The following is a 20,861-nucleotide window of genomic DNA, read 5'->3' as shown; positions in this document are numbered from 1 at the left end:
GCCTTAAGTATAGGGTCGGGAGTGATACACGTGGAAACTGTCCGTTAACCATCGCTATCAGATAATCTCCTAATATCTGGGAGGTGTAGGTGAGCGCGATCGGGCAGGTCATCAGGGAAAGTGAAGCATCGGACGCCAAGCCTCTCGACGGTGAGGTATTGAGGCGTTCTGTCGTCAAGCTCGCGAGCGAGGCTTCGGCCCTTGGCATTCATCTGGTCGATATAGCCGGCGCCGTGCAAGACACCGCCGCCCAATCCTCTCAGCATGCGGCGCTGTTGAGCCGCCTTACCCAATCCGCGCAATCGATCGCGGAAGCCAATGGGCAGATCGCCCGTTCCCTTCATGAATCCGACGAGTTGACCGCGAATGCCCGGCGGGTGCTCGGCGAGCAGGCCGAGCAGCTTTCAGGTTCCGTCGCTGCGATCGACAACATGGTCGATGCATCGCAGGAGATCGGTGCGGAGATCAAGCTTTTCTCGGCCGCTCTGGGGGATGTCGGACGGCTGGCAGAGGCGATCGGCACGATCGCCCGGCAGACGAACCTGCTCGCACTGAATGCCGCAATCGAGGCGGCGCGCGCGGGCGAGGCCGGCAAGGGATTCGCTGTGGTTGCCGCGGAAGTCAGGGCGCTCTCACTTCAGACATCCCAGACGACGAGCTCGATCCAGACGACGCTCGACCAGTTGAATAGCCGGATCGACCGATTGGTAACAGCCGGCGAAGGCGCCAGCCGTTCCGCCGAAGGGGTCAAGGCGACCGCGCTGAAGGTGCAAGGGTCCTTCAAGGGCGTCGAGGACGTCATGACCCGCATTCTCGACAACGCATCCTCCTTGACCGGGACGACCGAGACCGTCGACCGGCAATGCGGTGAATTCGCCTCTTCGATCGCGTCCGCCGCGAACGCGATCCTGAAGTCCAACGACCAGCTCCAGGAAACCTCGTCCCGAGTCGGCGAGGTGGTAACGATTTCAGAGCGGATGATCCAGGCGACCGCCAGTGCCGGTGTCGAGACACCGGACAGTTCTTATATCCGCCAGGTGATGGCGCTTGCCGCCGACGTTTCGGCCGCTTTCGAATCCGGCATGAAATCCGGCCGCATCGATCTCGCTTCGCTTTTCGACCGGCAATATGCGGCGATCCCGGGCAGCGATCCCGTCCAGTACATGACGCGCTTCACCGATTTCACCGACGCCGTTCTGCCGCCGATCCAGGAGCCGGCAATCGAAGGCGATGAGCGCATCGCCTTCTGCGCCGCAGTCGATGAGAACGGCTACCTGCCCACCCATAACCGCAAGTTCTCGCAGCGCCAGCGTCCGGGGGACGTGACCTGGAATATGGCAAACTGCCGCAACCGGCGCATTTTCAACGATCGCGTCGGCCTCGCCGCCGGCCGAAACCAGGAGCCTTTCCTGCTGCAGACCTATCGCCGCGACATGGGCGGCGGCCAGTTCGTGCTGATGAAGGACATTTCCGCGCCGATCACGGTGAGCGGCCGCCATTGGGGCGGCCTGCGCCTGGCGATCCGAGTCTAAGCCATGTCGCGTAAAAGCGTGCAGCGGCTTTGCGAGACATGGGTGAAAACAAGAGCTTAAAGTGGGTCAAGCGAATCTGAAAGATCGCGGCATGCTTTGAGCCGCGGCCTTTCCCTCATAGGCTTCTTCCAGGCGGGCGATGTCGATCTTTTTCATCTTCATCATTGCTTCCATGACCCGGTTTGCCCGGATGGCATCACGGTCCATCAGCATCTTCGGCAGCCTGGCATAATTGACCTGCCAGACGAGACCGAATCGATCCGTCAGCCAGCCGCAGAGTTGCTGCTGGCCGCCTTCGACGAGCTTGTCGTAATAGCAGTCGATCTCCTCCTGCGTTTCGCAATGGACGAGGAAGGAGACGGAGCCGTTGAACCTGGCCCACGGCCCGCCATTGATGGCGGCGAAACTCTGGCCCTCGAGTTCGAAGGCCATCGCCAGCACCGACCCCTTTGGCCGCGGACCGGCTTCGCCATAACGGGAGACATCCGTAACGCGGGAGTTCTCGAATATCGAGACATAGAAATTGACGGCCTCTTCCGCATTGTCGTCGAACCAGAGATGCGGAACGATCTTGTGCTTCTGGATGGCCATTTTGCTCTCCTCTTTCAGTGACCGTCTCAAAGGACGGAGCGACGCCGCTCGACCCGACACGGCGGCCAGAAATTTTCAAATCATCAGGCGTAACTGCTCTGGCGACGAAGGGTAGGGCGGTGCGTCCGGGTCGAATCGCCACCGCCCGAACTCTTCATGCCGGCTCTCCCCGTAGTGGCTGTAGATGAGCAGGAACTCGCCTGCAGTCCAGGCATACGGTTGAGGGACGGGCAGAAGATCGATGTGGCCGCAGTCGTAGATGACCGTCACATGCGGCTCGAAAGACGTGAGCGGAAAACGGGGCAGATTATGCCGCGAGAGCGTATTGCGAAGTATCCTCACAAAGCTCCTGAGTTCCCGATTCACCGTCGAACTCGTCAGTACGAGATGCCTCTTGCGGCCAAACAGGTTACTTCCGTCAAGCGCAATCGGAATGGGCCTTGCTCCGATCTCACCGATCGCCTTTTGAATAGCGGGGATGAGATGCCGCGGCGGCGCGCGGAATTCTTCCATGCAAAGCAGCGTCATATGCAGGAGGTGTGGCGGATAGGCGGACCGCCTTGTTCTGTCGAGCGCATGCCGGGCAGCGGCACGGTTCATGCGAAATGACAGGGAGGAGGTGGGTTTCAGGCCGAAGAACAGCTTGCTTGGCTGCTGCCCTGCCGCATTTTCGGAAGGAGCCCGAGCTTCGCCAAAGGGAAGCGAGGATTGGCTCACATGTCTCCCCAAGCTCATCTCGCCACCGTCTTGATCGTTCCATCCCGGCTTCCTGCCAATGATGAAAAACTAGCGGAGCTTGCACGAGGTGTAAAGAACAAAAAGTGAACATACGGATTATGGTTAATCCGCCAGTCGCTCCGGCAGCGGTTTCAGGGGATAGACCTGCCAGAAGAACGTGTCGGCTGCGGCCTGATCATAGGAAAAATTGCGGGCTTCCCTGATCTTGCCGTTCTCGATGCGGAAGGCGAGCACCCAGATGGTGTCGACATTGCCGACCTCGCGATTCGACCAGCCGCGATGCATGTCGATCACCCAGTTCTCGTCGGCCATCAGTGCGATCAGTTCGGCGCGGAAGCCGGCTTTGCCGAGCTGTTGAAAGAAGGCGGCGACTTCCGCCTTGCCGCGCTTGGTGCCGGCGAGCGGGTGGTGGCCGGGGATATGCCATTCGATGTCGTCGGCAAAGAAGTCGGCCACCTTGCTCATGTCGCCCGCGGCATAGGCGGCGTAATAGTCGGTGATGACCTTGCGGTTTTCTTCCGGACTGGCGGCCATGGCGGGCACTTCTGAAAAGAGGGCGGTGATGACGAGCAAGGCTCGGGTGAGCGTTCTGGACATGGTTTCCTCGCGAGGGTCAGCGGGTCTGCCGGGCGCGTTCGGCGGCGCGCGCAACAAGGCCGCGATCGCCGGTTTCATGCGTGTAGGTCATGGTGAGTGCCGAGACCTTCCATGCATCACTCACTTTCGTGAGCTCGTAGCGGTAATGGCCCATCAGCACCCAGAAATCGTTGTCGATACGGTGAGTGGCCTGGAAATCGGCTTCGGCCGTTGCGGTCGCGCCGCGTATGGCGGTGATCGTAGGGTTGGTAACGAGATGCAGTGTTTCGTCGAAGCCCGGCAGGAAGTCCGACCATTGTTCGATCACCGCATCGGCCGGCTGGATTGCGGCCTCGCCGCCCCAGAGGCTGGTGTAATCGAGTTTCACCTCGTCGGCGAAGGCGTGGCGGACGCGATCCCATTGATGCCGGTCGGCACCGGTGGCGATATCGGTGATCGTGTCTAGGATGGCGGCGCGATCTTGCGGATCAATCGGCTGGGCTGAGTGGTCCGGGCGGTTGAAATGCGCCGCCACCGCGTCGGCGGCGATGGTTATCGGGCCCGGCTGATCGTAGAAATCGAATTGGCTGACGCCATCAAGCCAAAGCTCGGACTTTTCGCCGGGAAGAAGCGCATAAAAGGCATGCGCGCCCTGCGGCACGGCTGCCGCTTCCGAATGAACGACCAGCGCCGGCTTGTCGAGCTTTGCCCCGAGCGCTACGGAATCGTAGGTGAGCCAGGGCTCCCAGGAGGCGAGGTTGAAGCGGTTGTCATATTGCGGAATGAGCCCACGCCCTTCCTCGGTGTAATACGGGATCTGGTACATGAGCGAGGTCTGGTCGGTGGCGCTGGCGGCGGTAATGATCTGGGGCTGGCCTCGGCGTTCGGCAGCTTCCGCCTCTCGTGAGGTGGCAATCAGCCTGGAAACGCCGTCCGGTCCGCCATAGACCTGGTTGACGATGTCCCTGTTGTGCAGCCAGGGCGCCACCAGCGCGACGGAGGCGAAATTCGCATTGCCCGTCGCGGCCGCAGCCATGTATCCGGCAGAGGCGCAGATGCCGAGCCCGTTGATCCGGTCGCCATCCACCTCCGGCAAGGTGGCCATGAACGCGGCCGCCGCGGCGATATCGCCGGTTTTGGTTGCCGGATCCTCCTTGAAGCGGATAGTGCCACCCGACTCGCCCCAGCCGCGATAGTCGAAGGCAAGCGCGGCAAAGCCGCGTTCCGCCATCTCGCGAGCATAGAGGCCGGACATCTGCTCCTTGATCGACGTCCACGCGCCGGCGACGATGACGCTGGGGCGTTTCTGACCGGGCTGATAATCCGCCGGCAGATAGAGCGTGCCGGCAATCGTTGTGCCTTCATTCCCGAAGGAGACCTTGCGTGTCTGGATGTCGGCGGCGAATGCGGCGGACGTCATCAGCGCCGCGCAGAAGGTCGAAAGAGCCGTGGTTTTCATGCTGCTTCTCCTGTCTCCATTCGGATCACGAAGGATTGCAGCTCTCCGCCCGTTTCACAGGCGCGGTTCTTGGCGTCTATTATGCTTTTCTTGCTCTAGTCGGCGCGGTATGCGGCGGGGGTCGTGCCGGTATGCCGACGGAAATGCTGTCCAAAGCGGGACACGTCCTCATAGCCAACATTCGCGGCGATCGAGGCCATCGGCAGGCGTGTGGTCTTCAAAAGCAGCTTGGCGAGCTCCATGCGCTGGCTGATCACATATTGCAGCGGCGATTTTCCTGTCACCCTGGTGAAGGCGCGGGAGAAATGGAACCGGCTCATCGCCGCCTCGGACGCGAGATCGTCCAGAGAGAGGTCCGCGGCGAGGTTGTCGTGGATGTAGTCGAGCGCGCGGCGCAGCCGGCGATCCTCAATGCCGGCAAGCCCCGGCTTCTGCGGCCACAGCACCTCAGCCAGATGTGCGGCAAGGGCAAGCTGCATGGTGTCGCGATAGAGCGATGGCGCGCTTTCAGTGGTCGCGGCCGCTTGATGGACGAATTGCGCAAGCAGCGGATCGAAGGCGCCGACGACCGGCGCGAAATCCCGCTGGCGGTAGAAGCCAACATCGCCGAGCAGGCTCTCCGGCAATTCGAGCTTCAGGAACGAAAGCGCCTCATCATATTCGCAGATGCCGGTGACATCTGCCGGCAGAATCCAGCCTTCGCCGGCCTTGAGAGGGATGTGCCGCTGCCTGTCGGATCCCACCGCAATCCGATGGCGGTCCTGGTCCACGAGAAAGAGGCCGATCGACAGATGCGACATGACAAAGCTGCCGCCGCCGGCAGGCGTGTGGAGCCTCGCCGCTTTCAATCGCATCCGTGTCTGTGCCTGCGATCCTGTCATGCGGAAAGCGTAGCGCCTGCCGGAGCAAACTCAACGAAAAGTTCCGTGAGGCCAGACGATGAGAGGCAAGAAACGGGTTGAATCTCAAGCCCGCAAAGCCGATCTTGAGGTCAAGCAATATGCGGAGGTTACATTATGGCTGCGCATCAATATCTCATTTTTGGAACGGCCGGCGGTTTCTGCGGCATTGCCTGGAACGATATCGGCATCACCCGCTTTCAGCTTCCCACGAAGAGCGCGGATTCGACCGAGCGCCTTCTCCTGCGCCGGCTGCCGGAGGCCGAACGCGGAACGCCGCCGGTCGAGGTGCAAGAAGCGATTGAGGCGGTGAAGCGCTATTTCGCCGGCGAAGAGGTCGATTTCTCGCGTTTCAAGCTCGACCTTCAGGATCAGGACGATTTCTTCAGAGAAATCTATGCCGCGGCTCGCCGGGTCGGCTGGGGGCATACGACCACCTACGGCACAATCGCCAAGGAGCTGGGCGCCGGTCCCGAGGCTGCCCGGGATGTCGGCCAGGCCATGGCGAAGAACCCGGTGGCGCTGATCATCCCCTGCCACCGTGTGCTGGCCGCAGGCGGCAAGATCGGCGGCTTTTCGGCGCCGGGCGGTTCGACCTCGAAGGCGCATATGCTGGAGCTGGAAGGCGTGCGCCTGACGCCGCCGGAGCCTGCACAGCAGTCGCTGGGGTTCTGACCCGCCGGAGATTCCAGCCTGCGGTCAAGACCTCCCGGCAAAAGCACCCGGCGTTGTTCCGACATGCCGGGTGAATGCCACGTTGAAGGCGCTGGCGGAGGCGTAACCAATGCGCGCGGCGATCTCGGCGATAGATGCCTCGCGTCGAAGGAGCATTTCCTTCGCAAGCGCCATGCGCCAGCTCGTCACATATTCCATGGGGGCCACGCCGACTTCGCGCCGGAAGCGGTCGAAAAAGGTAGATCGCGACATTGCAGCGTTCCGCGCCAGATCCTCGACGGTTATCTCGCCGCCCGGATCCTGATGAATGCGCCGCAGGACCGGAGCCAGTCTGTGGTCGGACAGACCGCGCAGCAAGCCAGGCGACGCCGTCGCACCGCCCGCAGACCGCAACGCCTCGATCAGGAGAACCTCCAACAGGCGGGTCAAGACCATGTCCCTGGCAGCAAGCTTGCCGACTGTTTCGCGATGAATCATCCGCACCAGGTTCGTCAGTCGGTCCTGACCCTGGACATGGATGACGTCAGGTAGAAGCGAGAGCAGCATCTGCCTGTCGGTTGCTGCGAAGGCACAATGCCCGACCATGGCCGTGACATCGACCGCCGATGCAGGATCACCGAGGCGAAAGACGCCGGGACTGGTTTCAAGCCGTTGCGGCAGCGTGCCCCGTGGGGGCGGCTGGAGGCTGCTCATGGTGAAGGAATGGATTTCAGGGACCATAACGAAATCGCCTGCGGCCAGGATGATCGGCGCGCGACCACTGATCGTCAGGTGACAGCGCCCCTCGACAATCGCGCAATAGAACGGGCTTCCAAGTTCCCGGCGCTCAACGAGCCATGCCCCACCCGCCATCACCAGCTTGGCGATCGAGGGGACGGGCTTGAGGATCGATACGATCTCGGCGAGAGGATCAGACAGGTTTCGGACTTTCGCTAAACAAACGCGGACGAATAAATATATAACGTCCGGTCTGCCTATTCCATCTTGAGATACTCAAGCAGGAGACAAAAGATGACAACCAACAACTTGATCGAGCTTGCCCGCCATATTCCCACGCCGGAGGCCGCTCTCACCCTCGCCTATTCACCGATTCGCCTACACCTCACGGATCGTCAATCGCTGGAACTGCGCCTGACGGCACCTGCGAGCGGCGAGAAGCTGCCGATCGTGATCCTGTCGCATGGGTTCGGTCCCTCCAACTACATCCCTTCGAAGGACGGGTATGCGCCGCTTGCGCAGTTCTGGGCCGAACGTGGTTTTGCCGTCATTCAGCCGACACATGCGAGTTCCCGTGTCGGTGGGCTCCCGGCAGACGCGCCTGGTGCGCCGTTCTTCTGGCGCGAACGTGTCGCGGAGGTGAGGGCGATCCTCAATCGATTGGCCGAGATCGAACATCAGGCGCCGGCCGTCGCGGGGCGCCTTGATCATGGCCGGATCGCCGCAGCAGGTCATTCTTTTGGGGGGCACACGGTCGGCTTGCTTCTCGGTGCGCGGCTGCATGGCGAGGATTTTGCCGATACCCGCATCTCCGCAGGTATTCTTCTCGCCGCGCCGGGACGCGGGGGCGAGGATCTGACCCCGGAGAACGCGGCCCGGTTTCCGTTCTTCGACCTCGATTTCGCTGGCGTGATGACGCCGAGTCTCGTCGTCTGCGGCGCGGATGACAATCCGCACTTCACGCCGCGTGGACCTGAGTGGCATGCCGATGCCTATCACGATGGCCCCGGGGCACGGGCGCTGCTTACTCTTCGCGGGGTAGGGCATGGACTCGGGGGCATTGCAGGGCTCGATGCCAAGGAAACCGAAATCGAGGCGCCCGATGTGCTGGAGGCAACCAGGCGAATGACGCTTGCGTGGCTGAAAACTGCGCTTGATGTCGATGCCGGGGCATGGGCTCTGGCCCGCGCGGCGCTCATCGGTCCGGCGCAAGCGCTTGGCACCGTGAACGAGAAAATGGCTGCATGATGCTCCCTGGAAGGACCATTCTCCCACTTTGCGATCATTGAAATCCACAGATGATCGGGTTCTTTCGCTGCGTGAGCGCTCTACCGGTACAAGCTTTATTCCGCTGAAGCCGACCGCCTCGTCAGGATCGCATCGGAGATCAGATCAAACAGGTGATGGGCCTGGGGTACCAGCGGTGGCTGTTCGCCGAGCCATGCGAGGGCACTGATCAGGGCGAAAAGATCGTTGCCATCCATATCTGGCCGGGCGACGCCATTGGCTTGCGCCCGGGTCAGCAGTCTGGTCCCGGCGGAGCGTAAAGTGACACAAGAGCTATGAAGGGCTGAACTTTCGTCTGCAATGGCGGCGACCATGGGCGCGATCACGCCGCTATAGTCGCGCGTCATGGCGATCGCCTCTCTCAGCCAGATCAAGAGTGCTTCGGCGGGATTGTCGGAGGCTTCCAGCTCGCTCGCCCTTTGCGCCATCTCTTCAAAATTGGTCCGCAGCAGCGCCTCCAGCAGGGTTTCCCGAGTTGGGAAATGCCGGTGCAGCGTACCGTCGCCAACACCCGCCTTGCGGGCGATGTCACGCAGGGATGCGCTCGCATCTCCCTTGCCGAGGACCTCGCGCGCAACCTTCAGGATGTGATCATAGTTCTTTTTTGCGTCGGCTCTCATCGGTCCTCTTGAAATATGGAGCGGCGCTCCATTTATAGGTGGAGCACTGCGCCGCTTAATGTGGTGCTCGTCCATCATAGGAGCAAGAGATGATCGGCAAAACCATGAAAGCCATACAGATCCACGAATTCGGCGGGCCAGAGGTGCTTAAATACGAGGACGTGCCGATGCCAGAGGTCGGGCCGGGCGAGGTGCTTGTTCGCGTGAAAACCATCGGAATCAATCCGCCGGACTGGTATCTGCGCGACGGCTACAAGGCGCTTCCGCCGGAATGGCGGCCGCAGGTAGCCTTTCCCCTCATTCTCGGCACGGATATTTCCGGCGTTGTCGAAGCCGTTTCCGATGATGTGCAGGGTTTCGCCGTCGGAGACGAGGTCTATTCCATGGTCCGCTTCTTCAGCGTCGGAGAGAGCAGGGCCTATGCACAGTATGTCAGCATGCCGGTTCAGGATCTGGCCCTCAAACCCAGGGGAATAGATCACGTTCAGGCGGCAGGTGCACCCATGTCGCTGCTCACCGTCTGGCAGTTCATGGTGGAGGTGGGTCATGATGCGCCGAACCCGCTGCAGCCGGAGAGGCACGTGCCCGTGCCGCTCAAGGAAAGGCGGGTCGTGGTGAACGGCGCGGCCGGTGGCGTCGGGCATTTCGCGGTTCAGGTGGCGAAACTCAAAGGCGCGTATGTGATCGCCATAGCTTCGGGGAGACATGGGGCACTTCTCCGCGATCTCGGAGCCGACGAGGTCATCGATTACACCAGGACACCGCCGGAAGATGTGGTGCACGATGCGGATCTGGTCTTGGATACGCTTGGCGGAGCTGCCTCCAGACGGTTCCTCAGCACTTTGAAGCGGGGCGGCGCCCTGTTTCCGGTCTTTCCTTTGGGCTTCAATGCCGGCGATGAGGCAAAAGAACTCGGCATAACGGTGTCGACGGCACAGGTGCGCTCAAGCGGCGCGCAATTGGCCCAGCTGGCGCCACTGTTGGCCGATGGAACGTTGAAAACCGTGATCGACAGCACCTATCCGCTCGCCGCCGCACGTCAGGCGCATGAGCGCGCCGCGAAAGGCCATATCCAGGGCAAGATCGTGCTGACGGTCGATTGAGTCGTCTCCGCGAAAAATTCTCCGGGGGAGGCCGTGATATCCCAACGCCTGGCCGAAGCCGGGATCGATCCTCGATCGGCGGCGTCGGCGATTCCGATGACAATGCGCTCGCCGGAACCATCGATGGGCCTCGGAAAGGCCGAGGCCATCCACCGGCGCCATCCACGACGCCGCTCATCAGGCTTTCTTAGGAAACCCGGTCAAGTTGAGGATGGTTGCGCCGTCACGACGACAATGGCGGCGCAGGGCAGCGACCCGTTGCGGCGATAGCTGTGGGGATAGGTGCATTCGAAATACATCGAGTCGCCCTCACTCAATGTGATGTCCTCACCCTCCAGGTTCACTACGAGCTCGCCACGCAAAACGTAGATGATCTCCGCGCCAGCATGCTCGTGCGGCTCCGATTGTTCATCTTCCTCTCCGAATTCGACGTAATAGCCGTGGAGCCTGCGATCGCTGACTGGAAAGTCGAGGGACTCGAAGCGGTAAGCGGGCGACGTCCGCCCCGCCTTGTCCGGAAGGCGAATGCGGTCCGCCTTGCGCACGACGGCATGGACCGGCCGGTCGTCGTCCTCTTTGAAAAAGTGATCAAGGCCGACGCCGAAGACCAAGGCGATCCGCAACAAGGTCGGCAGCGTCGGAAACAGATGTCCGCGCTCGATCTTCGACAGCATCGCCGCCGAAAGACCTGTATGCTCGCCAAGCTGGACCAGTCCCAATTTCTTGCGCAGTCGCAGTCGACGGATCTTCGGGCCGATAGCATAGCCCTCGAGGGCCGTGGTCAACGTCTCCGACAGCATGATTCCGGTCTCATTTCACCTCAGTTCAAAGGTAGGTAGCACAATTTTCTCAATGAGAAAATCACTTCTCATATCACGAGAATTTGCTCTTGAAGAAAACTGATTTTATCATAGTTCAATAATCCGACGAGGTGCGCAAGGCAAAATACATTCGATCCCGCTTCCTCGGACCGGAACGCCGGCCAAGCCGGCCCCACGGTAAAACGCGTCTAGCAACAGGAGCTAAAGATGAGCAGAATAAGTATTGCATCGATGGCCGCGGTCGGTCTCGCCGTGGCGGGTCTGATGATCGGTAGCAGCCTCGCGCGCGCCGGCAATCAGGACATTGTCGACACGGCGGCCAGTGCCGGCCAGTTCGAGACGCTGGCGACAGCACTCGAAGCAGCGGATCTGGTTGCTACTCTGAAGGGTCCCGGACCGTTCACGGTGTTTGCGCCGACAGATGAGGCATTCGCAAAGCTGCCGGCCGGCACAGTGGAGAACCTGCTGAAGCCGGAGAACAAGGCGAAGCTGACGGCGATCCTCACCTACCACGTGGTGCCGGGTACGGTGAAAGCCGAGCAGGTGACCACGCTGGACGAGGTCAAGACCGTCAACGGAACGACGGCGAAAATATCGACCGGGGACGGCAAGGTCATGATCAACGACGCCACCGTTGTGAAGGCCGACATTGCGGCCTCGAACGGCATCATCCATGTGATCGACAAAGTCATCCTGCCGCCCGAAGGCTGATCGGCCACCTATCGCCCCAGCCGATCAACAGCCGGCCCGCTTTGTCGCCGAAAAGCGGGCCGGCGTCTTATCGACAGGCGCGCTCACAGGCAGACGCGGTTACAATTGCTGATCCGAGGCAAAAGAACCATGACGTTCTTTGCTGAAACAAGGGTTATGGTGTTCCAATGAATGTGCGTGCAGGGGAGCTCGGCAGCCTATTCTTGTTTCTGGCGCTCGTTCTGGGTGGCGGGCTTGTCATAGGTTTCGTGACTGCTCCCGGTGCATGGTATGCACCGCTGAGCAAGCCGCCCTTCAATCCGCCGAGTTGGGTCTTTGCCCCAGTCTGGACTGCGCTCTACATCATGATCGCGATCGCCGGGTGGCGAGTTTGGCGAGGGGGCCGCAGCAGAGCGCCAATGAAGCTATGGTGGGTGCAGTTGGTTCTAAACTTCGCTTGGTCGCCGATTTTTTTCTCAGCGCATTGCACTGATATTGCCCTTGGCGTGATCGTGCTGCTTCTGATCACGATTATCGGCTTCATCGTGATTAGCTGGCAGCGGGATAAAATCGCATCGCTCCTGTTTGCGCCCTATGCCGCCTGGGTAGCGTTCGCCTCGGTTCTGAATGGCGCGATCTGGCTCTTGAACTGATCGGGTGACGTCGCACTGCTCGAAGAGGAGACGGCAAGGTCGAGAAACAAGCTGAGAACGTACGATCATATGAACGGGCGAGCATTCTCGGCAAAGCTACGCTATTGCCACCAAAGCCAACCCTCATTCCCACTCGATCGTGCCGGGCGGCTTGGATGTCACGTCATAAACGACGCGGTTGATGCCGCGCACTTCGTTGATGATGCGGGTGGCCGTTCGACCGAGGAAATTCATGTCGTAGGGGTAGAAATCCGCCGTCATGCCATCGACCGAGGTGACCGCGCGCAATGCACAGACGAAGTCGTAGGTGCGGTAGTCGCCCATCACGCCGACCGTCTGTACGGGAAGCAGCACGGCAAACGCCTGCCAGATCGTGTCGTAGAGGCCGGCCTTGCGGATTTCATCGAGATAGATCGCATCCGCCTTGCGCAGGATGTCGAGCTTTTCGCGGGTCACGCCGCCCGGGCAGCGGATCGCAAGCCCCGGACCGGGGAAGGGATGACGGCCGATGAACGAGTCCGGCAGGCCGAGTTCGCGGCCGAGCGCGCGCACCTCGTCCTTGAAGAGCTCGCGCAGCGGCTCGACGAGCTTCATGTTCATCCGCTCGGGCAGGCCGCCGACATTGTGGTGGCTCTTGATCGTCACCGACGGGCCGCCGGAGAAGGAGACGCTTTCGATCACGTCCGGATAGAGCGTGCCCTGGGCGAGGAAGGCGGGCGCGCCCTTGCCGTCCTCGGCGATCTTCTTCGCCTCCGCCTCGAAGACTTCGATGAACAGCCGGCCGATCGTCTTGCGTTTCACTTCCGGATCGGAGACGCCGGCAAGCTCGGTAAGGAAGAGGTCGGACGCATCCACATGTACGAGCGGGATGTTGTAGTTGTCGCGGAACATCTTGACCACTTCGTCCGCCTCGTTCATCCGCATCAGGCCGTGATCGACGAAGATGCAGGTGAGCTGGTCGCCGACCGCCTCGTGGATGAGGACCGCCGCGACGGAGGAATCGACGCCGCCGGAAAGGCCGCAGATCACCCGTTCGGTGCCGACCTGCTCGCGGATCTTGCGGATCATCTCGGCGCGGTAGGCCGACATCGTCCAGTCCGATTTCAGCCCGACGATCTTGTGCACGAAGTTGGAGAGCAGCTTGGCTCCATCCGGCGTGTGCACCACTTCCGGGTGGAACATGGTCGAATAATAGTGGCGGCCTTCGTCGGCGGCGATCGCGAAGGGCGCGTTCTCGGAGGTCGCGATGACCTCGAAGCCCTCGGGCAACTGCGTGACGCGGTCGCCATGGCTCATCCACACGGGGTAATGCCCGCCCACTTCCCAGAAACCGTCGAACAAAGGGCTCGCCTTCTTGATCTCGACATCGGCCCGGCCGAACTCCGCTGCATGGCCGCCCTCGACCACGCCGCCGAGCTGGGTCGCCATTGTCTGCTGCCCGTAGCAGATGCCGAGGATCGGCACGTTGTGCTCGAACACGACCTGCGGAGCGCGCGGGCTGCCTTCGGTGGTGACCGAGGCCGGGCCGCCGGAGAAGATGACGCCCTTGGGCTGGAGTTTCTTGAACGCGGCTTCCGCGTTCTGGAAGGGATGGATTTCGCAGTAGACGCCGGATTCGCGGATGCGACGCGCGATCAGCTGCGTCACCTGGCTGCCGAAATCGATGATGAGAATGCTGTCGGGATGAGCTGCCAAGGTCGTTGTCTGGGTCATGCCGAGCCTTTAAAGAAAAGTTGCGTTTTGTGCAACCGGATCAGAGTGCCAATTCGCCGCTTTCCAAAGCCCTCACGAGGCGATCGATCGCATCTGCGAGCTTCTCGTCGATGACATGCAGATATTCGGTCCAGTTGCTGACGTGCTTCAGCTCTTGCCTGCCGTCGGAAATGCCGCGCAGCCCGATCAGCGGAATAGAGAAGAGTTGGCAGCACCGCATGACGGCAAAAGTCTCCATGTCGACCATATCCGCCTCGATCAGATCGTAGATCGCACCGGAGATGATGTTGCCGCCGGTGGACAGCGAGGCTTCCGGAATGCCGGGGATGCGCAAGGGAAGCGGTATGACCGCCGGATGGTCCAGGAAGGGCGTGCGGCCCTTTTCGAAACCGAGCGGCGAGGCGTCCATGTCGCGATAGGCGACGGAGGCGACCTGGTAGATTTCCGTCTGTTCGAGGCTTCGGGAGCCCGCCGAGCCGAGTGAGACGACGAGATCGGGAAGTTTGTCGGCAGTTTCGAACCTGGTCAGCGCATGTGAGAGCACCGTTGCTGCCTCGACAGGGCCGACTCCGGTCATCAACGGCTTGATGCGGGATTTGAGCGCCGGGCCGTATTCTGCGTCCACGGCCATGACGAAGAGAATGGATTTGCCGCCGGCAAGCGCCGGCTCACCCAGGAGAAGCGAAGGCGTCATCCCATCACGTCCTCTCGGCCACGGATCACCATCATCGTGCCGGTCATGGACGCGATGAGCTTGGCCGGCCCGTCGCCGATCGCATAGGCGCGGCCGTCTGCGACGATGATCGTGGAGCCCGGCTTGGTGATTTCGCCGCGGAAGAGGAAGCGCTCGCCGCGCCCGGGCGACATCAGGTTCACCTTGAATTCGATCGTCAGAATGGAGGCTTCCGGCTCGATGACGGTATAGGCGGCATAACCGCAGGCGGAATCGAGCGCGGCGGAAATAACGCCGGCATGCAGGAAGCCGTGTTGCTGCGTGAGCTTGGCATCGAAGGGCAGTTCTATTTCCACCATGGCCGGTTCGACGCGCGTCAGTTCAGCTCCGAGCATGGCCATCGCGCCTTGCCGCCCAAAGCTGTGGCGCACCCGCTCGCGGAAATCTCCCGTGTCTCTCCCGCTCATGTTTCTCCCTTTCGCAACTGCGAAATTGGCACGGGGAAACGTGTTCGGCAAGCGGAGAGGGCTGACTTTTGGATTAGTTTAGAACAACGATTGAAAGATTGAGCAGTGCGACGAAGGCGACCCAGAGTGCATAGGGGATGAACAGTAGGGCGGCCGTGCGGTTCGGCCGCCAGCTTATCACAATGAACAGCAGGATGAAGGCGAGCATTGAGACGATAACGATGAGGCCGAAGTCAGGGCTGTGCATGCCGAAAAAGGCCGGCAACCAGAGGATGTTGAGGATGCCCTGGATCGCGAAGACGATCAGGCGGCGCATGCGGGGCCTGCTGCGGTCGAGCCATGTTTCGGCAAACGCAAGGCCGATCAGGATGTAAAGTCCGGCCCAGACAGGGGCAAAGAGCCAGTCCGGCGGGTGAAAGAACGGCTTGTCCAAAGACCGGTACCAATCACCCGGCGTATTCGCGATGCGGCTGAATGCACCTATGGCAAGACATGCGACGACGAAGAAAAACGCACTGGCAATTTTACGCATGCCCTGTGACTTAGGGCCGGCTTAACTTGAGTAAAGGCTATTTTAGCAGAGCGATATGCTGATCCCACGCGACCTGGCTGCGTGTCTCGTTGAATTGCCCGTCATAGGAGGAAACGGCGATGCCACGAGCAGCGGGCGCAACGCCGGCGGCATCGCGGACAGCCTCTTCCTTCAGCACGACGCCGGTTTTTGCATCGAGCGTCACGGCCGCCCCGCCGACGGGTGAGGTGAGGCCTACCAATCCCTCGCGGCGGTTGACGGCGATCGCCCCGACATAATTGCCGAGCCGGGCCGTGGTTTCCTCCGGTAGGGAGAGAAGGGCGATATCCTCGCCCCTTGAAAACCATCCGGCGAGCGGCGGCAGCGCGTTGCGCGCGCCTTCCCATTGGCAGGCGAACCATATGCGGCCATTGCCGTCCATATCGAGATGTCGGGTCGAGAGCTGGCGAAGCGAGATCGGCAGGCCGTGTCGTTGGATCAACGCGCCGGTCTTCGCGTCGATGAGCACCAGCGACGGCTCCATGCGGTCGAGATTGAGCTTGGTGCGGCCGAAATCCGGATGCGTCTCGATGCCGCCGTTGGCGATGACCAGCAGCTTGCCGTCGTCGGAAACGTTCATGTCATGCGTGCCGATGCCATGAGCGTCGAACTCGCCGATGCGGCGAAATTCGTCGCGGGCGTCGTAGATGCCGATCATGCCGCGATTGCCGTCGAAATCGTTCTCGCTGGCGTAGAGTAATCGGCCATCCGGTGAAAAATGCCCATGGCCGTAGAAATGCCGGCCCTCCGGCGAGGTGACGATGATCGGCTCGGCCCGGCCGGCGGGATCGAAGACCATCGCGAATGTGCCGGGACGGCGGGCGAAGGCGACGGCTCGGCCGGTGGCGCCGCTGTAGGCCATCCCATGGGCGCGGGCCGGCAACGCGACACGGTCGATGATCTCGCCGCGCTCGGAAACCGTGGCGATGCCGAACGAGCCGTCCGGCGCACGAAAGCCCGAGGCATAGACCGCATCGGCCCGTTCGAGCGCCATCAGCGCGCGCGGGGAAAGGGCGGCGGTGAAAGCGATCCCCGCCGCTTTCAGGAAGCCGCGCCGGTCGATGGCTTCGCCACGCCAGGCCATGTGATCAATCCCCGTCCGAGAAGGAGAAGCCGGAACTCAGGCCGATTGCTCCGCCATAACCGTCGTTCAGTTTGGCGATGACGGCCTTGCCGTCGGCGAGCAGCGTGTCGAGCTTCTTGCGTTCGGTAGCGTCTTCGACCGCCTTTTCCAGATCGGGGGTAACGGTGCCGGCCAGTTTGACCATCGATTTCAACTGCACCTGGGTGGCGGCGACCACCGGGCGGTCCTTTTCCTGCAGGAGATCCGCCATGCCTGATTTATCGAGCAGCGCCGAAAGGCCTTCCAGATTGCCCTGGATCATCGGCCAGGTGCTTTCCGAACGCCAGAATAGCGCCTGTTTCGGGAATTTCGCCTTGTCGGCGCCCTTGTAGAAGGTCTCGATCCGCTGGTCTCGCACGGCTTCGGCCCCATGTACGAGGATACCGAGCAGCGCGGTGATCGCCTCGCCGCCGGTGCGGAAAACCGGATTGTCCGGTCCAGGTTGCTCCCAGGTCTTCTGTATGCCGTCCGGCGCGTCCCATATGTCGGACAATTCCTTGGCGACATTGGTGATATTGCCGGCGATGGCCGCCGCGTATCGGCAGCGAAAACCGTCTTGGCCGGTCGAGAGCGCTTCGGACCCGGTGCCGAAGAGAAGATATTCCAGCGCCCCGAAGCCCTGTGTCGCCACGCTTTTGGTGGCGAGCGTCGTCGGATCGGTCGCCGTTTCGTCCGATTTCGCCAGAATGCCCTGAACCTGCTTCAGGCCGGTGCTCTTGCGGTCGGGATAAAAGAGGATGCGTTCGAAGCGGTATTGTTCGATCACCGGTCCGACGCGCACCACTTCGATATGCGCCCAACTCACGGCTGCATCGCGAAAGGTGGCCTTGGCGGCATCGTAATTTTCCGTCGAAGGCGCATCGCAAAGCGTCTTCATGCTGGCAGTCATCTTTTCCGCCGATGCCTGGAAGGCGTCATAACCCGGCCGGATGAACTGGTCGACCGCAGCGGTCATCACCCTGGTGACGTCCGCTTCGGGAAGAGTGACGGCGGGTGCGGTGTCAGCCTCCTGGGCGAAAGTCGAGATCGGCAGGAGTAAGATGAGGCCGGCAGCGAGAATTGTGCGCATCAGAGTGACTCCAGGAATGTGATCAGAGCGGCACGGTCGTCCTTAGGAAGAGCGGCGAAGGCGTCGCGCGCCATCTGAGCTTCGCCGCCATGCCAGAGAATGGCCTCGGTGAGGTTGCGTGCCCGCCCGTCATGCAGGAAGAAGGTATGGCCGTTGACGGTCTCGGTCAGCCCGATGCCCCAGAGTGGCTGCGTGCGCCATTCACGGCCGTCCGCGCCCCCCACCTGCTGGCCGTCGGCAAGGCCTTCGCCCATATCATGCAGCAGGAAATCCGAATAGGGCCAGATAAGCTGGAAGGCATGCGCCTTGTTGCCGGCATCGCGGCGGGTGACGAATTTCGGCGTGTGGCAGGCGGTGCAGCCGGACCGGTAAAAGAGTTCCTTGCCCTTCAGCACCGTTTTGTCGCCGACATCGCGGCGGGCCGGCACGGCGAGGTTTTCCGAGTAGAAGGTGACGAGCGGCAGGACCGGATCCGGTGCTTCGAACGCACCGAGCCGCGGCTGTACGCCGGTCGGCTGGGCAAGGCATTCGACCTCCGCTTTGGTGCAGTCGCCATAGTCGGACGGATGGTCGGGCGTGGAAATGCCGAGGTCGCCCACGAAGGCGGATGAACTCTGGTCGCGGATCGTCGCGTTCTGGGCCTTGAAGCCGAAGCGGCCGAGCTTCAGTTCGCCGGTCCTGTGATCACGTACCAGCGCCGGCTTGCCGGAAATGCCGTTGCCGTCCTGGTCCGCCGGATCGGCTGCAGCGAGGATGTCGGCTTCGTGGATCGCCTGGATGAGGCCGAGGCCGATCATCGGCGGAGCGACGCGTGGCGACAGCGTCACGTCGCTTTCCAGCGGCCCGTAGCCGAGATTGGTGGCGGAATAGGTCGGCTCGCGCAGGTGCGCGATCTCGCCACCGGCAAGCGTTACCGGAATTTCCTCGTAGGAAATCCGCATCCTCCCCTCGATCCTGAGGCCCTGCACGGCAAGGTCCTGCAATTGCTCTCCATAGACAGCGTCCGGAAAGTTGAGCTTCCGATGGTCGGCGACCGCCTTGCGCTCGTCCTCGGTGCGGGCCGGGCGCGCGAGCCTGAGAAACATCGAGGTCGCATCGGCGGAACCTTCCGGCGGATGACCGCGACCATCCTTCAGGTGGCAACTCTGGCATGCACGGGCGTTGAAGAGCGGTCCGAGCCCGTCGGAGGCCTGGGTGGAAGAGGGGGGCGGAACCCAAAGCTTCTTGAAAAGCGCATTGCCGAGCTTGAAGGTCTGCTCTTCCTCGAAGCTGAGGTTTGCGGAAAAATGCGAGAAAGCGTCGCCATTGACGATGGCGCGACTGGTCGCCGCCCCGCCCGCCATCGGCTCGAACTGTTCGGGTTTGGTGAAATCCGTCGTGAACTTGGTGACGGCCTCGACGCGCTTCCGGTCCTTGGGGTTGAGATCTGTTCGCGTGGTCGGGAAGCGGGCGTCGCCGCCGATCGCGATCAACGGAGTGAGAACGAGCGCGCCCGAAATAACCGGCAGCAGCAAGATGAGGGACCTGGACGCTCTCATGGATCACCGGGCCGCGCACCGAAACCGGAGGCGGCCCGCCTTTTCAATTCTTATTTGAAGACGGCGTCAGGATTGTCGAGGCTGTCGGAACCTTCGAGCTCGACCGTGCCGAGGTCGAGTGCGGCGACGACGCGCTCGATCGTCTTGGTCTGGTCGATCAGGCCGTCGATCGCTTTCTGGACGACCGCATTGCCCTGCGAATTGCCCTCGCCGATCATCTGGTCATAGGCCTCGATCTTCTTGGCACGGTCGGCCATGGCGTTCATGGCGGCAAGCGTCGCATCGAGCTTGCCCTTCATTTCCGTGTCAAGCGCTTTGTCCTTGGCAGCAACCAGTTCGGAGAGCGAAGGACCATTCATCTTGGTGCCGTCGACACGGACATATTCGCCGGTATAGGCCGACTTGATGCCGATCGCATCGTTCAGATGCGAGGCATAGGTATTGTCCGAGAAGCAGTCATGCTCTTCTTCCGGATCGTGGAGAAGCAGGCCGAGCTTCATTCGCTCGCCGGCGAGTTCGCCATAGGAGAGCGAACCCATGCCGGTCAGGATTGCGGTAAGTCCAGCCTTGGGATCTGCCTCGACATGCTTGGTGGCCTCGCCGTCCGGACCCCAGGCCTCCACCATGTCGCCGAGGTCGGAGACGAGCAGTGTCGATGCAGCCTTGAGATAGGCAGCGCGGCGGTCGCAATTGCCATGCGTGCAATTGGCCTTGTCGTAATCGGTATAGGGACGCTCGCCGGCGCCCGCCCCGGTGCCGTTTAGGTCCTGGCCCCAGAGGAGGAACTCGATGGCGTGGTAGCCGGTCGCGACATTCGCCTCGATCTCGCCGGCCTCGTGCAGGCCCTGGATCGTCTCGGGCGTGATGTTGGTGGCGTCGAACTCTTCGCCGTTGATCTTGATCTTCGGATTGGCGATCACATTGGCGGTGTAGAGTTCGTTTTCATCGCTCTCAGTGCCGTAGGAGGCGTCGACGTAGTCGATCAGACCTTCATCCAGCGGCCAGGCATTCACCTTGCCTTCCCACTCATCGACGATCGGATTGCCGAAACGATAGACTTCTGTCTGCTGGTAGGGAATGCGGGCAGCGATCCACGCATCCTTGGCGGCCTTGAGGGTCTCCTGGCTCGGTTTGGCGATCAGCGCATCGATCGCCTTGTCGAGGGCCTGTGCAGTTTTCAGCGAGTCTTCGTATTTCGCGTGTGCGAGTTCGGCATAGTGTTTTACAACGGATGCGGAATCGGCCGCCTGGGCAGGCGTAACGGTGAACGCCGCAGAGGTGGTGAGAAGCGCCAGCGCGGCGCCGAAAACGGTCTTGCGGATCATGTCCCTCTCCTTCACGGCTCA

Annotated in this window: 22 protein-coding genes; 6 read left to right on the top strand and 16 right to left on the bottom strand. The window is 61.6% G+C overall.

The genetic code is table 11. From position 1 onward, the window contains the following. Nucleotides 1–98 precede the first annotated feature (98 nt). Nucleotides 99–1,532, top strand: coding sequence for a methyl-accepting chemotaxis protein (locus JL39_RS29935; protein WP_244446991.1), 1,434 nt, complete (start codon nt 99–101; stop codon nt 1,530–1,532). Between the two features lie 66 nt (nt 1,533–1,598). On the opposite strand, the gene JL39_RS29930 is transcribed toward JL39_RS29935, so the two are convergent. The 5 genes from JL39_RS29930 to JL39_RS29910 all read right to left on the bottom strand — a co-directional run bounded on the left by JL39_RS29930 (nt 1,599) and on the right by JL39_RS29910 (nt 5,777). Next, nucleotides 1,599–2,123, bottom strand: a complete 525-nt coding sequence (locus JL39_RS29930; RefSeq protein ID WP_052183183.1) for a VOC family protein — start codon at nt 2,121–2,123, stop codon at nt 1,599–1,601. A 75-nt stretch (nt 2,124–2,198) separates the two neighbouring features. Next, nucleotides 2,199–2,840 carry a 2'-5' RNA ligase family protein gene (locus JL39_RS29925; RefSeq protein WP_052183182.1) on the bottom strand — a complete coding sequence of 214 codons (642 nt, stop codon included), beginning with the start codon at nt 2,838–2,840 and terminating at the stop codon, nt 2,199–2,201. A gap of 123 nt (nt 2,841–2,963) precedes the next feature. After that, on the bottom strand, nt 2,964–3,458 hold the full coding sequence (locus JL39_RS29920; protein WP_037160087.1) for a nuclear transport factor 2 family protein: 495 nt from the start codon (nt 3,456–3,458) through the stop codon (nt 2,964–2,966). Between the two features lie 16 nt (nt 3,459–3,474). Then, the gene (locus JL39_RS32730) at nt 3,475–4,896 is read right to left on the bottom strand and encodes an alpha/beta fold hydrolase (protein WP_081953033.1); all 1,422 of its coding nucleotides are present in this window, start codon (nt 4,894–4,896) and stop codon (nt 3,475–3,477) included. Nucleotides 4,897–4,991: 95 nt separating this feature from the next. Beyond that, complete coding sequence (locus JL39_RS29910) at nt 4,992–5,777, bottom strand: AraC family transcriptional regulator (protein WP_244446982.1); 786 nt, start codon at nt 5,775–5,777, stop codon at nt 4,992–4,994. Between the two features lie 135 nt (nt 5,778–5,912). On the opposite strand from JL39_RS29910, the gene JL39_RS29905 reads away from it, so the two are divergent. Next, the gene (locus tag JL39_RS29905) at nt 5,913–6,470 is read left to right on the top strand and encodes a methylated-DNA--[protein]-cysteine S-methyltransferase (RefSeq protein ID WP_037159437.1); all 558 of its coding nucleotides are present in this window, start codon (nt 5,913–5,915) and stop codon (nt 6,468–6,470) included. A 24-nt stretch (nt 6,471–6,494) separates the two neighbouring features. Here JL39_RS29905 and JL39_RS29900 read toward each other — a convergent pair whose 3' ends face one another. Then, nucleotides 6,495–7,388 (bottom strand): AraC family transcriptional regulator, encoded by an 894-nt coding sequence (locus JL39_RS29900; RefSeq protein ID WP_037159434.1) that lies wholly within the window; start codon nt 7,386–7,388, stop codon nt 6,495–6,497. A 93-nt stretch (nt 7,389–7,481) separates the two neighbouring features. On the opposite strand from JL39_RS29900, the gene JL39_RS29895 reads away from it, so the two are divergent. Next, nucleotides 7,482–8,435 (top strand): dienelactone hydrolase, encoded by a 954-nt coding sequence (locus JL39_RS29895; protein WP_037159431.1) that lies wholly within the window; start codon nt 7,482–7,484, stop codon nt 8,433–8,435. A gap of 95 nt (nt 8,436–8,530) precedes the next feature. On the opposite strand, the gene JL39_RS29890 is transcribed toward JL39_RS29895, so the two are convergent. Beyond that, on the bottom strand, nt 8,531–9,094 hold the full coding sequence (locus tag JL39_RS29890; protein ID WP_037159428.1) for a TetR/AcrR family transcriptional regulator: 564 nt from the start codon (nt 9,092–9,094) through the stop codon (nt 8,531–8,533). 89 nt (nt 9,095–9,183) lie between these two features. Between JL39_RS29890 and JL39_RS29885 the strand changes: the two genes are divergently transcribed. Further along, entirely contained in the window at nt 9,184–10,197 is a 1,014-nt protein-coding gene (locus tag JL39_RS29885; RefSeq protein ID WP_037159425.1) for an NADP-dependent oxidoreductase, read from the top strand. A 200-nt stretch (nt 10,198–10,397) separates the two neighbouring features. On the opposite strand, the gene JL39_RS29880 is transcribed toward JL39_RS29885, so the two are convergent. Then, the gene (locus JL39_RS29880; RefSeq protein WP_037159421.1) at nt 10,398–10,997 is read right to left on the bottom strand and encodes a cupin domain-containing protein; all 600 of its coding nucleotides are present in this window, start codon (nt 10,995–10,997) and stop codon (nt 10,398–10,400) included. Between the two features lie 228 nt (nt 10,998–11,225). Between JL39_RS29880 and JL39_RS29875 the strand changes: the two genes are divergently transcribed. Both JL39_RS29875 and JL39_RS29870 read left to right on the top strand, forming a co-directional pair. Continuing rightward, nucleotides 11,226–11,729: a fasciclin domain-containing protein gene (locus tag JL39_RS29875; protein ID WP_081953032.1), complete on the top strand. Its 504-nt coding sequence runs from the start codon at nt 11,226–11,228 to the stop codon at nt 11,727–11,729. A gap of 167 nt (nt 11,730–11,896) precedes the next feature. Next, a complete protein-coding gene (locus tag JL39_RS29870) occupies nt 11,897–12,361 on the top strand; it encodes a TspO/MBR family protein (RefSeq protein WP_037159415.1) in 465 nt (154 codons plus the stop codon). A 123-nt stretch (nt 12,362–12,484) separates the two neighbouring features. On the opposite strand, the gene guaA is transcribed toward JL39_RS29870, so the two are convergent. The 8 genes from guaA to JL39_RS29830 form a co-directional block, all read right to left on the bottom strand. Then, nucleotides 12,485–14,074 carry a glutamine-hydrolyzing GMP synthase gene (gene guaA / locus JL39_RS29865; RefSeq protein WP_037159412.1) on the bottom strand — a complete coding sequence of 530 codons (1,590 nt, stop codon included), beginning with the start codon at nt 14,072–14,074 and terminating at the stop codon, nt 12,485–12,487. Nucleotides 14,075–14,114: 40 nt separating this feature from the next. Next, the gene (locus tag JL39_RS29860; protein ID WP_052183181.1) at nt 14,115–14,768 is read right to left on the bottom strand and encodes a 5'-methylthioadenosine/S-adenosylhomocysteine nucleosidase; all 654 of its coding nucleotides are present in this window, start codon (nt 14,766–14,768) and stop codon (nt 14,115–14,117) included. After that, complete coding sequence (locus tag JL39_RS29855; protein WP_037159409.1) at nt 14,765–15,214, bottom strand: PaaI family thioesterase; 450 nt, start codon at nt 15,212–15,214, stop codon at nt 14,765–14,767. The genes JL39_RS29860 and JL39_RS29855 overlap by 4 nt, the downstream gene beginning before the upstream one ends. Nucleotides 15,215–15,287: 73 nt before the next feature. Beyond that, nucleotides 15,288–15,746 (bottom strand): TspO/MBR family protein, encoded by a 459-nt coding sequence (locus JL39_RS29850; protein WP_037159406.1) that lies wholly within the window; start codon nt 15,744–15,746, stop codon nt 15,288–15,290. A 37-nt stretch (nt 15,747–15,783) separates the two neighbouring features. Further along, the gene (locus tag JL39_RS29845) at nt 15,784–16,869 is read right to left on the bottom strand and encodes a DUF1513 domain-containing protein (RefSeq protein ID WP_037159403.1); all 1,086 of its coding nucleotides are present in this window, start codon (nt 16,867–16,869) and stop codon (nt 15,784–15,786) included. A 4-nt stretch (nt 16,870–16,873) separates the two neighbouring features. Then, complete coding sequence (locus tag JL39_RS29840) at nt 16,874–17,977, bottom strand: imelysin family protein (RefSeq protein WP_037159399.1); 1,104 nt, start codon at nt 17,975–17,977, stop codon at nt 16,874–16,876. Further along, nucleotides 17,977–19,515 (bottom strand): di-heme oxidoredictase family protein, encoded by a 1,539-nt coding sequence (locus JL39_RS29835; RefSeq protein ID WP_081953031.1) that lies wholly within the window; start codon nt 19,513–19,515, stop codon nt 17,977–17,979. The genes JL39_RS29840 and JL39_RS29835 overlap by 1 nt, the downstream gene beginning before the upstream one ends. Nucleotides 19,516–19,565: 50 nt before the next feature. Beyond that, on the bottom strand, nt 19,566–20,840 hold the full coding sequence (locus JL39_RS29830; RefSeq protein ID WP_037159396.1) for an imelysin family protein: 1,275 nt from the start codon (nt 20,838–20,840) through the stop codon (nt 19,566–19,568). Nucleotides 20,841–20,861: the final 21 nt, after the last annotated feature.

The organism is Rhizobium sp. YS-1r, from assembly GCF_000757525.1.
In the GTDB taxonomy this organism is placed as follows: Bacteria; Pseudomonadota; Alphaproteobacteria; order Rhizobiales; family Rhizobiaceae; genus Neorhizobium; species Neorhizobium petrolearium.
Note: the sequence above shows the minus strand (reverse complement) of the source record. Positions and strands in the feature narration are given on the sequence as shown.

What these genes read in the sequence shown, in the direction of transcription:
- guaA (WP_037159412.1), bottom strand. Translation starts at nt 14,074, where the DNA reads ATGACCCAGACAACGACCTTGGCAGCTCATCCCGACAGCATTCTCATC.
- JL39_RS29895 (WP_037159431.1), top strand. Translation starts at nt 7,482, where the DNA reads ATGACAACCAACAACTTGATCGAGCTTGCCCGCCATATTCCCACGCCG.
- JL39_RS29855 (WP_037159409.1), bottom strand. Translation starts at nt 15,214, where the DNA reads ATGAGCGGGAGAGACACGGGAGATTTCCGCGAGCGGGTGCGCCACAGC.
- JL39_RS32730 (WP_081953033.1), bottom strand. Translation starts at nt 4,896, where the DNA reads ATGAAAACCACGGCTCTTTCGACCTTCTGCGCGGCGCTGATGACGTCC.
- JL39_RS29930 (WP_052183183.1), bottom strand. Translation starts at nt 2,123, where the DNA reads ATGGCCATCCAGAAGCACAAGATCGTTCCGCATCTCTGGTTCGACGAC.
- JL39_RS29845 (WP_037159403.1), bottom strand. Translation starts at nt 16,869, where the DNA reads ATGGCCTGGCGTGGCGAAGCCATCGACCGGCGCGGCTTCCTGAAAGCG.
- JL39_RS29905 (WP_037159437.1), top strand. Translation starts at nt 5,913, where the DNA reads ATGGCTGCGCATCAATATCTCATTTTTGGAACGGCCGGCGGTTTCTGC.
- JL39_RS29860 (WP_052183181.1), bottom strand. Translation starts at nt 14,768, where the DNA reads ATGACGCCTTCGCTTCTCCTGGGTGAGCCGGCGCTTGCCGGCGGCAAA.
- JL39_RS29890 (WP_037159428.1), bottom strand. Translation starts at nt 9,094, where the DNA reads ATGAGAGCCGACGCAAAAAAGAACTATGATCACATCCTGAAGGTTGCG.
- JL39_RS29875 (WP_081953032.1), top strand. Translation starts at nt 11,226, where the DNA reads ATGAGCAGAATAAGTATTGCATCGATGGCCGCGGTCGGTCTCGCCGTG.
- JL39_RS29910 (WP_244446982.1), bottom strand. Translation starts at nt 5,777, where the DNA reads ATGACAGGATCGCAGGCACAGACACGGATGCGATTGAAAGCGGCGAGG.
- JL39_RS29920 (WP_037160087.1), bottom strand. Translation starts at nt 3,458, where the DNA reads ATGTCCAGAACGCTCACCCGAGCCTTGCTCGTCATCACCGCCCTCTTT.
- JL39_RS29850 (WP_037159406.1), bottom strand. Translation starts at nt 15,746, where the DNA reads ATGCGTAAAATTGCCAGTGCGTTTTTCTTCGTCGTCGCATGTCTTGCC.
- JL39_RS29835 (WP_081953031.1), bottom strand. Translation starts at nt 19,515, where the DNA reads ATGAGAGCGTCCAGGTCCCTCATCTTGCTGCTGCCGGTTATTTCGGGC.
- JL39_RS29885 (WP_037159425.1), top strand. Translation starts at nt 9,184, where the DNA reads ATGATCGGCAAAACCATGAAAGCCATACAGATCCACGAATTCGGCGGG.
- JL39_RS29830 (WP_037159396.1), bottom strand. Translation starts at nt 20,840, where the DNA reads ATGATCCGCAAGACCGTTTTCGGCGCCGCGCTGGCGCTTCTCACCACC.
- JL39_RS29880 (WP_037159421.1), bottom strand. Translation starts at nt 10,997, where the DNA reads ATGCTGTCGGAGACGTTGACCACGGCCCTCGAGGGCTATGCTATCGGC.
- JL39_RS29870 (WP_037159415.1), top strand. Translation starts at nt 11,897, where the DNA reads ATGAATGTGCGTGCAGGGGAGCTCGGCAGCCTATTCTTGTTTCTGGCG.
- JL39_RS29840 (WP_037159399.1), bottom strand. Translation starts at nt 17,977, where the DNA reads ATGCGCACAATTCTCGCTGCCGGCCTCATCTTACTCCTGCCGATCTCG.